General features: G+C 71.0%; 9 protein-coding genes. 4 read left to right on the top strand and 5 right to left on the bottom strand.

Annotation, left to right across the window (positions count from 1 at the left end):
• The coding region (locus VM840_03230) for an SURF1 family protein (protein ID HVL80590.1) at positions 1–413 on the bottom strand (413 nt) is incomplete at its 3' end.
• A 73-nt stretch (positions 414–486) separates the two neighbouring features.
• Between VM840_03230 and VM840_03225 the strand changes: the two genes are divergently transcribed.
• Both VM840_03225 and VM840_03220 read left to right on the top strand, forming a co-directional pair.
• Positions 487–2,274: a M3 family oligoendopeptidase gene (locus VM840_03225; protein ID HVL80589.1), complete on the top strand. Its 1,788-nt coding sequence runs from the start codon at positions 487–489 to the stop codon at positions 2,272–2,274.
• Positions 2,271–2,963 carry a sucrase/ferredoxin-like family protein gene (locus VM840_03220; GenBank protein ID HVL80588.1) on the top strand — a complete coding sequence of 231 codons (693 nt, stop codon included), beginning with the start codon at positions 2,271–2,273 and terminating at the stop codon, positions 2,961–2,963. Before VM840_03225 ends, VM840_03220 begins: the two co-directional genes overlap by 4 nt.
• 7 nt (positions 2,964–2,970) lie before the next feature.
• On the opposite strand, the gene VM840_03215 is transcribed toward VM840_03220, so the two are convergent.
• Together VM840_03215 and gltB are read right to left on the bottom strand one after the other, a co-directional pair.
• Positions 2,971–3,963, bottom strand: a complete 993-nt coding sequence (locus tag VM840_03215; protein ID HVL80587.1) for an amidohydrolase family protein — start codon at positions 3,961–3,963, stop codon at positions 2,971–2,973.
• Positions 3,964–4,013: 50 nt separating this feature from the next.
• Complete coding sequence (gene gltB / locus VM840_03210; protein ID HVL80586.1) at positions 4,014–8,432, bottom strand: glutamate synthase large subunit; 4,419 nt, start codon at positions 8,430–8,432, stop codon at positions 4,014–4,016.
• 163 nt (positions 8,433–8,595) lie between these two features.
• Between gltB and VM840_03205 the strand changes: the two genes are divergently transcribed.
• Positions 8,596–9,525, top strand: coding sequence for a thioredoxin domain-containing protein (locus VM840_03205; protein HVL80585.1), 930 nt, complete (start codon positions 8,596–8,598; stop codon positions 9,523–9,525).
• A 27-nt stretch (positions 9,526–9,552) separates the two neighbouring features.
• Here VM840_03205 and VM840_03200 read toward each other — a convergent pair whose 3' ends face one another.
• Positions 9,553–9,975, bottom strand: coding sequence for a cyclic nucleotide-binding domain-containing protein (locus VM840_03200; GenBank protein ID HVL80584.1), 423 nt, complete (start codon positions 9,973–9,975; stop codon positions 9,553–9,555).
• Positions 9,976–10,104: 129 nt separating this feature from the next.
• Between VM840_03200 and VM840_03195 the strand changes: the two genes are divergently transcribed.
• Entirely contained in the window at positions 10,105–10,893 is a 789-nt protein-coding gene (locus VM840_03195) for a TerC family protein (protein HVL80583.1), read from the top strand.
• Position 10,894: 1 nt separating this feature from the next.
• On the opposite strand, the gene VM840_03190 is transcribed toward VM840_03195, so the two are convergent.
• Positions 10,895–11,793: M12 family metallo-peptidase (locus VM840_03190; protein ID HVL80582.1), on the bottom strand; the 899-nt coding region annotated here is incomplete at its 5' end.

Here is an 11,793-nt window from a genome sequence, read left to right as displayed (position 1 = left end):
ACCTCCACCCGTCCGGAAGGCGGTCCTGCGCCGCGGACCGGCGGGCGGTCCATCCGTGGGGGGACGACCCCGCGGTCGACGACGAGCACGCCTGCATCGGTCCGCAGTGCGGTGAGCAGGCGGTTGCCGGGGCGTCCGTCTCCGAACCCCGTCCCGAGGACGATCACCTCGGTCTGGGGGTCGTACGTTCCGGATGCCCGCACCCGCCGGTAGCCGTCCTCGGGTCCGAGCGGCAGGAGGTCACCGAGGTCGGCCACGGGGGCGGCGGCGCGGGCCTCGATCAGCGCATTCAGCTCGCGCCGGGAGTCGAGCCGTCGCAGCTGCCACTGCCCGAGCAGGACGCACGCCACGACGACCGCCAGGACGACGGCGTGGCCCAGGACCCACCGGGGACGGAACAGGGAGGAGTACACGTCGAGGGCAGACTAGCGGTCCGTGCGCTTGGTAGGGTCGGTGCCGCCGACCACCGAGATGCCTGGGGGGCCCATGAGCGCAACCGTCTCCGTCTCGCCGCTGCGCTGGGACATGTCCGTCGTCTTCCCCTCCCTGGACTCCCCCGACTTCGCCGACGGGTTCGAGGACGTCGTCCGGGGGGTCGGGGAGCTTCGCGACCTCTACGACCGGCTCGGCGTGCGGGCGGGCGGCGACGCTCCGGCCTCGGCGGTCGAGGAGGCCATCGAGCGCACGAACGATCTCTCCTCGCGCGTCCGGACCCTCGTCGCCTACGTCTCCGCGTTCGTGACCACCGACTCCCGCGACGAGACGGCGCAGGCGAGGATGTCCGAGCTCCAGGTGCACCTCGTCGAGCTGGCGAAGCTCGGGAAGCGCTTCGAGGCCTGGATCGGGACGTCGGACCTCGACGCGGTGCTGGCCGGTTCGGAGGTGGCGCGGGAGCACGCGTTCGCGCTGCGCAAGGCGGCCGAGGGCGCCCGCCGTCAGATGAGCGAGCCGGAGGAGGACCTGGCCGCCTCCCTGGCCCCCGCCGGACCCACCCCGTGGGGCCGGCTGCACGGGGACATCACCTCGCGCCTGCTCGTCGAGCTCGATCATCCGAGCGACGGCCAGGTCCGGCTCCCGATGAGCGCGGTCCGGGCGTTGGCGGCCGACCCCGACGCCCGCGTCCGGGAGGCGGCCTACCGGGCGGAGCTCGCGACCTGGGAGACGGTGGAGGTACCGGTCGCTGCGGCCATCAACTCGATCAAGGGCTGGCACAACGTCCTCAACGAGCGGCGGGGCTGGCCCGACTCCCTCGAGCCCGCCCTGTTCGCCAACAACGTCGACCGTACGACGCTCGAGGCCATGCAGGAGGCCGTGACGGAGTCGTTCCCCGACCTGCGCCGCTACCTGAAGGCGAAGGCGCGCCTGCTCGGGCGCGACTCCCTGCCGTGGTTCGACCTGTTCGCACCCCTGGGAGCCGAGGGGCGTAGCTGGGCCTACACCGATGCGACGGGCTTCATCCTGGAACGGTTCGGGTCCTACTCCGACTCCCTGGCCGCCCTCGCCCGTCGGGCGTTCGACGAGCGCTGGATCGATGCGGAGCCGCGCCCGGGGAAGCGCGACGGCGCCTTCTGCATGTCGCTGCGCGCCGACGAGTCCCGGGTCCTGCTGAACCATACCGACTCGTTCAACTCGGTCTCGACCCTCGCCCACGAGCTCGGCCACGCCTACCACAACGTCCAGCTCGCCTCCCGCACGGAGATGAACCGGCGCACCCCGATGGCGCTCGCGGAGACGGCCAGCATCTTCTGCCAGACGATCGTCACGAACGCGATGCTCGCCGACGCCGCGGGAGACGAGAAGCTGGCCATCCTGGAGGCAGAGCTGCAGGGAGCCTGCCAGATCGTCGTCGACATCCACAGCAGGTTCCTGTTCGAGAGCGCTGTGTTCGAGCGCCGGCGCTCTCGCGACCTGTCGGTCTCCGAGCTGAAGGAGACCATGCTCGAGGCGCAGCGCCAGACCTACGGGGACGGTCTCGCCCCCGACGCCCTGCACCCCTACATGTGGGCGGCGAAGCCGCACTACTACAGCTCGTCGTTCTACAACTGGCCGTACACCTTCGGGATGCTGTTCGGGCTCGCCCTCTACGCCCGCTACACCCAGGACCCAGAGGGCTTCCGAGCCGGCTATGACGAGCTCCTCTCGTGCACGGGGCTGGCCGACGCGGCCGAGCTCGGACGCCGCTTCGACATCGACTTCGCCTCGGTGGCCACCTGGCGGTCGAGCCTCGGCCAGATCCGCGCCCGGGTGTACGAGTTCGAGGAGCTGGCCCGATGAGCCTGTCACCGTCGGGGGAGCCCCGGGAGCCCCTCCCGGGTACGGTCAAGCTCTACGAGCGCCACATCTTCGTCTGCACGGGCCGGGTCGGGTGGCCCGGCCATATCGAGGAGGACGGCGGCTTCGTCCAGGCCCTCTCCGAGGCCATCGCCGGTGCGGGGGACCGGATCGCGCGGACGGTCAAGGTCACCGCGTGCGACGAGCCCCCGGTGCGCGGGGAGGGGTACGACCTGCTCGTCTTCCCGGACGCGGTCCGCTACGTCGCCGTCCGCGACCCGGACATCCCCGCCTTCGTCGAGGACCACCTCGTGTCGGACCGTCCGTCCGACCGGCTCGAGCACACCGAGCTCCGGGGCAAGCACGTGTTCGTCTGCATCCACGCCAACCGCGACGTCCGGTGCGGCCGATGCGGGCCTCCCGTGGCTCGCCGGTTCCGCGACCTCCTGCAGGAGCGCGGGCTCGAGGACGAGGTGACGGTGCGGCGGACGAGCCACGTGGGCCAGCACTCCTTGGCCGCGAACGTCCTCGTGTACCCGGGCGGCGACTGGTACGGCTACGTCACGCCCGACGACGTCCCGCGGATCGTCGACGAGCACCTGCAGAGTGGGGAGATCGTCGGGGACCTGTGGCGCGGGCGGATGGGGACCACCCCCGAGGAGCAGCGGGCGCTGGCCTCCCAGTGGGGCTAGGGGACCCTCACTCGACCTCGCGTCCGCCGATCCAGACCCGCTTCGGACCCTTCAGATCCGCTAGGTCTTCGAAGGAAGGGAGCCATACCAGGTCCGCGGGGGCTCCCGGGTGCACCCCCGACGACACCCCGGCCACCTCGGCCGCGTCGGTCGTGGCTGCGCGGAGGGCCCCCTCCTCGCTGCCGGTGACCGCGGCCAGGCACCGCAGCTCCTCGATGTCGAGGTAGGGGCTCTCCCGCATCCCGAGGTTCGTCCCGTACACGATCCGAACTCCGGCCTCCGCCATCGCGCGGGCGTTGTCCTCGACCGCGGGCGTGGCCCCCTGCGCACAGATGGTCGAGATCACGGCCACCCCGCGCGAGGCGATGTCCGCCACGACCTGCTCGTCCAGTCGCTCCACCGGCACGTGGGCCAGGATGTCCACCCCGGCGTCGAGAGCCGCGCACACCGCACCGGTGAGCACCGCGTGGGCGACGACACGGACGCCCCGCGCGTGGGCGGTGTCCACGATCGCCCGGAGCCGACCCTCCGGTATCACGTCTCCCTCACGCGGCTCGAGCGCGATCTTCACGACGGTCGCCCCGTGGTCGATCAGCTCCGAGGCGGCCTGGGCGGCCTGCTCGACGGTCGCGACCTCGAGCCCGAAGCCGCCCGCTCCCCACGTGCGTATGGGGTACCCGCCGGGGCTCGTGAGCATCGGGCCGGAGAACCGGTACCGCAGCGGTTCGTGGGAGCCGATGGCGAAGTGAAGGGGTGCCCCCAGGTCGAGGACGCCGGTCACCCCCGCCCTGGCCACCTGCCACGGGTCGGCGAGGGCGAGGTGCGCGTGCGCGTCGACCAAGCCGGGCAGGACGACTCCGCCCTCGATCCGCCCGGTCCAGCGCGTGGGCGCGGCCGAGCCGATGCCGGACACGTGGTCGTCGTCGACCACGACATCCAGCGGCTCGGGAGCCCAGGACCGTCCGTCGAAGAGGCGGACGCCGGTGAAGAGCAGGGACATGGACCCCATCCTCGCAGACCCGCCCGTCGGGGGCCTGTCCGAGGTCGGCCTCAGAGGGCCGCCGGCTCCGCCTCGGTGGGGGCCAGGCCGTCCTGCCGCGCCTCGAGCGCGGCCACGTCGGTCTTCGGACGCACGGCCCAGAACCATGGAGCCTCATCCGCCCACGCGCCCAGCATCCGGCGGGCGACCGCCGACCCGGTCAGCTCGGCGTGACGCTCGACGAACTCTCGGACGATCTCCATCTGGTCGCGGTTCACCGGGTCGGCGAACACGAGCTCCGGGTTGATCTTGCGCCGTATCGACGCGGTCGGGTCGTGGATGAACGCCTGGCCCCCGGTCATGCCCGCGCCGACGTTCTGCCCGACCGGACCGAGGATGATCACCCAGCCCCCCGTCATGTACTCGCAGGCGTGCATCCCCGCTCCCTCGACGACCGCGAGCGCTCCCGAGTTGCGGACCGCGAACCGCGCCCCGGCCGATCCCGCGCAGTAGAGCTCGCCTCCGGTCGCCCCGTACAGGACGGTGTTGCCCATGAGCACGGGGTCTCCCGCGTCGTCGCGTGGGGGGGTGATCACGATGAGTCCGCCGTTCATCCCCTTGCCCACGTAGTCGTTGGCCTCCCCGCGCAGGTGCAGCTCGACTCCCTGGGTGAGGAACGCGCCGAAGGACTGTCCGGCCTGCCCGGTGAACCGCAGCCGCGCCGTCCCGAGCGGCGCTTCTTCGCCGAACACCTTGGCCACCCGTCCGCCCAGCTCGGCTCCCACGGTCCGGTCGCCGTTGCGGATGGGGTACTCGCGCTCGACCGTCTCACCCACCTTGAGCGCGAAGATGGCGTCGGAGGCGATCTTGCTCCCGAGCGCCGAACGGGCGCGCTGCATCGGGATGTGGGAGACGAACCGCCGCGGCTCGGGTGCCGGACGCAGCAGCCAGGACAGGTCCACGGCGTCGGCCCGTGGGTCGCCGGTCTCCCGCTGGCGCAGGAGGTCGACCCGCCCGATCGCCTCGTCGATCGAGCGGAGCCCGAGGGAGGCGAGGATGCGCCGCGCCTCTTCGGCGACGAAGCGGAGGTAGGCGACGACCATCTCCGGCGTCCCTTGGTACTTGGCCCGGAGCTCGGGGTTCTGGGTGGCTATCCCGACCGGACAGGTGTCCCGGTGGCAGGTGCGCACCATGATGCAGCCCTCCGCGAGCAGGACGGCCGTCCCGAACGAGTACTCGTCCGCGCCGAGGAGCGCGGCCATCACGACGTCGCGTCCGGTCTTGAACCCGCCGTCCACCCGCACCCTCACCCGGTCGCGCAGGCCCTCGGCGCACAGGACCTGCTGCGTCTCGGCCAGGCCCAGCTCCCACGGGAGCCCGGCGTTCTTGATCGAGGAGAGCGGGGACGCCCCCGTGCCCCCATCCGCACCCGCGATGTGGACGATCTCCGCCAGTCCCTTCACGACCCCCGCGGCGATCGTCCCGACCCCGGTGGAGGACACCAGCTTCACGGACACGTCCGCTTCCGGGTTCACCTGCTTCAGGTCGTAGATCAGCTGAGCGAGGTCCTCGATCGAGTAGATGTCGTGGTGGGGCGGGGGAGAGATGAGGGAGACGCCCGGCTGGGTGTGCCGCAGGCGGGCGATCTCGTCGGACACCTTGTGTCCCGGGAGCTGGCCCCCCTCACCCGGCTTGGCTCCCTGGGCGATCTTGATCTGCAGCTCGTCCGCGTTCACGCAGTACTCGGGGGTGACGCCGAACCTCCCGGACGCGACCTGCTTGATCCGGCAGTTGCGATCATCGCGGTAGCGGTCCGGATCCTCGCCTCCCTCGCCCGAGTTGGCCCGGCCCCCGACCATGTTCATCGCCTGGGCGAGGGTCTCGTGGGCCTCCTTGCTGATCGCGCCGTGGCTGATCGCACCGGTGGAGAAGCGGCGCAGGATGCCCTCTGCCGGTTCCACCTCGTCCAGCGGGATCGGATCGGTGGCCACCAGTTCGAGCAGGTCGCGCGGTTCGGCCGGGGGACGCTCGTTCACGAGCCGCGCGAAGGTCTCGTACTGCTCGGCGATGTCGCCGCGCACGGCGACGCGCAGCGCGTGAGCGGCCGCCTCGAGGTCCGCGTCGCGGCGGTTCGTGCCCGCGCCGACCGTGTCGTGCAGCGCGTTCACGACGTCCGGGTTGGTCTGGTGGTACTCGCCCTTCGGGCGGAACTTCACGAAGCCGGGGCGGGGGAGCGACGGCTTGGGCGTCCCGTAGGCAGCCTCGTGGCGCCTCAGCACGTCCTCCCCGAGCTCGCGGAACCCGATCCCCCAGATGGTCGAGAAGGTGCCGTCGAAGCACGTCTCGATCACCTCGCTCCCCAGCCCGATGGCCTCGAAGATCTGCGCGCCGCGGTAGGAGTCGAGGGTCGAGATGCCCATCTTCGACATGATCTTGAGGACCCCGTCCTCGGCGGCCGCCCGGTAGTTGGCGAGCGCCGTCGCCACGGGGAGCCCGTCGAGCATCCCCGACTGCGCGCGGTCGGCCAGCGTGGCCAGCGCCAGTCGGGGGCAGATCAGGTCCGCCCCGTAGCCCAGCAGGCACGCGAAGTGGTGGGTCTCCCGCGGCTCACCGGAGTCGACGACGATCGAGGCGAGCGTGCGGATCCCCGCCCGGACGAGGCGATGGTGGACCGCCCCGGTTGATAGCAGCGACGGGACGGGAGCGCGGTCGGCGTCGATGTGCTGGTCGGAGAGCACCACGATGGCAGCGCCGTCGCGGACGGCCGCCTCGGCGCCGTCGCACAGCGTCTCGATCGCCTGACGCAGCCCGTCGGGTCCGCCGGCGACCGGGAACGTGGCGTCGAGGTGGGCGACCGGCCACGGTGCGTCGAGGAACAGGTCGTCGACACCCGGATGGAACAGGAAGAAGGAGTCGAACTCGAGGAGCTCGGCCGCATCGGGGCCCTCCGTGAGCAGCGGGCGGCGTGGGCCCACCAGCGTGCGCAGCGACATCACCAGGCGCTCCCGCAGGTGGTCGATGGGCGGGTTCGTCACCTGGGCGAACCGCTGCTTGAAGTAGTTGAAGACCGGACGGGCGAAGGGGGACAGGAACGCCTTCGCCGTGTCGTCGCCCATGGACGACGTGGGCTCCTTGGCCTGCTTGGACATCGGCTCCACGATCACCGCGAGCTCCTCGCGCGTGAAGCCGAACGCGACCTGGCGGGAGACGAGGTCCTCGGGGACCTTCGCGGACGCGTCCCCGGCTCCCATGGCGGTGAACGACTTGGACCAGTCGCCCCAGGGGCGCAGCTCGGCCAGGTGGCGGCGGACCGTCCCGTCGCCCTGGACGGGTTCGGCCAGCGTCGGGTCGACGCAGATGATCTGCCCCGGACCGAGCCGCCCGCGCTTCACCTTTCCGTGACCTTCCAGGTCGACCGTGCCCACCTCGCTCGACACGACCACCAGCCCGTCCTCGCAGACCTGGGTGCGGAGCGGACGCAGGCCGTTGCGGTCCAGGCACGCCGCGACCCGGACGCCGTCGGTGAACACGAGCCCGGCCGGACCGTCCCACGGCTCCACGAGGGCGGAGTGGTACCGGTAGAAGTCGCGCAGGTCCTCGTCCAGGTTGTCGTTCTGCTCCCAGTGCGGGGGGACGAGCATCGCCGCCGCATGACGGATGTCCCGCCCGCCCCTCACGAGCAGTTCGAGCGCGTTGTCCAGGACCGCCGAGTCCGAGCCTCGCGGGTCCACGACGGGGGACAGGATCTCCGGCGGCGCGAGGTCGTCTGCGCCCAGGCGGGCCTCCCGGGCCCGCATCAGGTTGATGTTTCCGGCGATCGCGTTGATCTCACCGTTGTGGCAGAGGAACCGGAAGGGCTGGGCGCGCTCCCACGTGGGCCGGGTGTTGGTCGAGTAGCGCTGGTGGAAGATCGCGAAGGGGGCGGTGAAGGCCGGGTCGGCCAGGTCGAGGTAGAAGTGCGACAGCTGGGGAGCCGCCACGAGCGCCTTGTAGGTGACGGTCCGGAAGGACCAGGACGGGACGTAGAGCCTGAGGCCGTGCTCGGCCGCGGCCCTCTCGGCGCGCTTGCGGGCCCGGAACGCTCTGCGCTCTCGCTCGTCGGCGTCGTCGGTGTCGGTGGTGAACAGGAGCTGTGAGATGGTGGGCATGTCCGCGCGGGCAACGTCCCCCAGGGCCACGTCGTCGGTGGGGACGTCGCGCCAGGTGAGGTCGGTCAGCCCTTCCTCGCCGGCCGCTTGCTCGACGATCCCGCGTGCCTGCGCGGACCCGTCCGTGAAGAGCATCGCGACACCGCGGTCGCCGAACATCCCCTGCGGGATGGGAGTGAGGATCCCGGCCCCGTCACCGGTCAGATCGTCCGCCGCGACCGCTCCGCGGTGGACGACCCGGCAGAGCGCGTCGATAGCCGCTTGGACGATGTCACGGCGTGCCTCGCCGCTCGAGCGGGCGACGAACCCGATCCCGCACGCGTCCCGTTCCTCGGCTCTCATCCTCGCTCCCGGTGCCCCAGATGCCGCCTGCGCCCAAAGGAAAACGCCCGCGACCCCCAGGTCGCGAGCGCCGTTGCTCACGGGAGCCAGGATACAGGAGGCGGGAGACGCAGGGGGTCCGGGTCGGCGGTAGGCTCGGTGCCCACACGATGTAGGGGGAGATATGGACCGCAACCACGAGTTCACCGTCCAGCTGCCGGATGGTAGCGGCACCTTCAAGGTGGCCCTGCTGAAGGACGCCGTCGTCGCTCCCGAGGGCGGGTCGACCGCGGCCACGCTCGAGTGGATCGGCGCCCACGCGCACGGTGCCAACGAGGACGAGGCCCTCGACGCGTTGCTCGACTCCCTGCGCGAGGCGCTGAGCGACGAGTCGAACCACCCTCGCTTCATGGAGTACGTGCGCACCCACGGACGCCAGCTGACCGAGGAGGAGGTCGCCCAGGAGGAGGAGGGACAGCTCCGACAGGCGTCGATCCGTCACTCGGTCACGGCGGACGAGCAGTACCAGGTGCCCATCTTCCGGGAGGCCCGCGTCACCCGGGCGGGGTCGTCCGTGGTCGTCGAGGCGTTCGGCGCCCGGGGCTCGGGCACGGACCTCAACGAGGCGGCGAACGCCTTCGTCGCCTCGCTCAACGAGCGCGTCGGTTCGGCCGACTCGCCCGGCCCGGCCTTCGACGAGTTCTCGACCTGGGTGCGGGAGCACGGCGAGCGCATCCCGGACGAGGTGCTGCGCCGGGAGCGGGAGACGCAGCAGGCGTGGGAGAGCTCGAAGGAGACGATCGCGCCGATCTCGCCGGCCGATATCGACGCCGAGAGCCGGCACGGGGTGCCCCTGCTCGTGGACTTCTGGGCCGAGTGGTGCGGTCCGTGCCGCATGATCGCGCCGGTGCTCGCGCAGCTCCAGGACGAGTGGGGCGACCGGATCCGCATCCGGAAGGTGAACGTCGACGAGTACGAGGGGGTCTGGGACCTGTTCAACTTCCGCGGGATCCCCGCGATGCTCCTGTTCCGCGACGGTGAGGAGATCCACCGGGTGATCGGTTTCGGGGGCAAGGAAGCTCTCGTGCAGGAGCTCGAGCCTCACCTGTCCTGAACGCCGACCGCTCTCGCCGCGCGGCCGCTAGAGCTTCGCCGAGCTCTCCCCGCGGCGGACGCGCTCGCTGAGCGCGGCCAGGACCTTCTTCGTGATCGGCCAGTTCTCCTCGAGGATGGACAGGAAGTTCCACGGCGCGATGGACCTCGCGCGCACGTAGCTGGCCGCCACGATGGTCGCCGACCGCGGGCGGCCGTCCAGGAGGGACATCTCCCCGAAGAAGTCGCCCGGCCCCATCTTGCCCTTGCTCCGGCCGTCCGACTGGACCTTGACCGTCCCGTCCAGGATCACGTAGAAGCGACCGGTCGAGTCTCCCTCCCGGACGATCGTGGTGCCCTCGGAGAAGGTCTCCTCTTCGCTCTCCTTGTAGATGTGCTCGAGTTCCCGCTTGGACAGCCCCGCGAAGAGCGGCACCTGGCTGAGTACCTCGATGGCCTGCTTCTTGCTCATGGTCCCCCTCGGATCCGGTTCGCCCACTGCGGCGTTGGTCGCGAGGGATCATAACGCCGCCGTTTGACTGACCGCTCTGCGCTCGTATGATCTCCGGCAGCGCGGAGACCCCCGAAGGAGCGGATGCAGATGGAATGGCTGGCCGACCCCAAGACCTGGATCGCTCTCACCACGCTGATCGCCCTCGAGGTCGTCCTGGGCATCGACAACCTGATCTTCATCTCGATCCTGGCGGGGAAGCTGCCCCGCTCCCAACACGACACGGCCATCCGCACCGGCCTGGGGCTCGCGGTGATCATGAGGGTGGCGCTGCTCCTGTCGCTGTCCTGGATCATCGGGCTCACGGAGCCGCTCTTCTCCGTCTTCCGCCACGACGTGTCCGGGCGGGACCTGATCCTGCTCCTCGGGGGCCTGTTCCTGCTCGCCAAGAGCACCTACGAGATCCATGAGCGGCTGGAAGGAGAGGAGGGGCATGCGTCGGCCAAGGGGGCGGCCTCCTTCCGTTCGGTCATCTTCCAGATCCTGCTCCTGGACGTGGTCTTCTCCCTCGACTCGGTGATCACGGCCGTCGGCATGGTCGATCGGGTCGCGATCATGATCATCGCGGTGGTCGTCGCCATAGGGTTCATGCTCGCCTTCGCGGGCCCGGTCAGCCGGTTCGTGAGCCGTCACCCCACCGTGAAGATGCTGGCGCTCAGCTTCCTGCTCCTCATCGGCTTCGCGCTCGTCGCCGAGGGGCTCCACCACCACATCCCGAAGGGGTACATCTACTTCGCGATGGGCTTCTCGGTCTTCGTCGAGATGCTGAACCTGCGCATCCGATCGAAGGACGCACCACCCGTCCAGCTCCGCCATCCGTACGTGGCTGCGGAGGCGGTCGCCGGAGGCGACGCGACCGACGTGGGGATCCTGAAGTAGATCAGCCGGCGGCGCCCAGACGCGAAGCCGCGTATGAGCGCATCGGCCGGGCGTTGTCGAGCTGCTCGTTGGTCGCCGGCGAGACGACGCCCTCCAGGTCGCTGAACCTCCAGAGCCCGTTCTGGGCGTAGGGGTTCATCAACGTGTAGGGCGGCACGACCCCGGTGGCTCCGGCTCCCGTCACCCCGTACGCCCCGATGCTTCGCGCGTGGCGGCCACCGACGTTGTGTCCGATCTCGTGAGCGAGGAGGTTGACGTTGTCGGCCACGTAAGCGGGGTCGGCTCCCTGTCGCGAGAGGTCGATCCGGCTCACTCCGTAAGCCCTCCGCGGGTCGTTGAGCGCGGCCGTGTAGGCGCAGCCGCCCACCGGACCGCTCACGGCGCCGGCCATGAGGTGGACGGCATCGCGCGGCCGGTGATCGTCGCTCCAGCGGTCCCTCAGCTGCTGGAGCTTCCCGGGGGACCCGTCCGAGGCCGAGCAGGCCTGGGGAGCGGTGTAGGGGTCGGGGACGGTCCAGGCGTCGAGGTGGTCGATCCGGATGTGGACGTCGATCTGCTCGAACGCGGCATCGGTCAGCCACAGGAGCTGCTCGGCGGTCTCTCGCCACGTGCCCGGCCGCTGCACCCAGAGGGCGTGGTCCACCTCCACGGCCAGGCGCAGCAGCAACGGACCCTCGGCCGGATCTGCTTGGAGGTGGCGGTCGGGGACCGGCCCGTCGTCGTCGGCTCCCACGGGGCGTCGGACCACCGAGGAGAGGGGCACGGCGTCGGCTCCCCCGTCGTTCCGGGCGCGCAGGATCCACCCGTCCCCGGTCGAGCGGACCCGGACGAGCCCCCAGACGCTGCCGTCGAGCACGAGCCGGACGTCGAGACCCCCGACGGTGATCCCCCGGTAGGTCG

The organism is Actinomycetota bacterium, from assembly GCA_035540895.1.
In the GTDB taxonomy this organism is placed as follows: Bacteria; Actinomycetota; JAICYB01; order JAICYB01; family JAICYB01; genus DATLFR01.
Note: the sequence above shows the minus strand (reverse complement) of the source record. Positions and strands in the feature narration are given on the sequence as shown.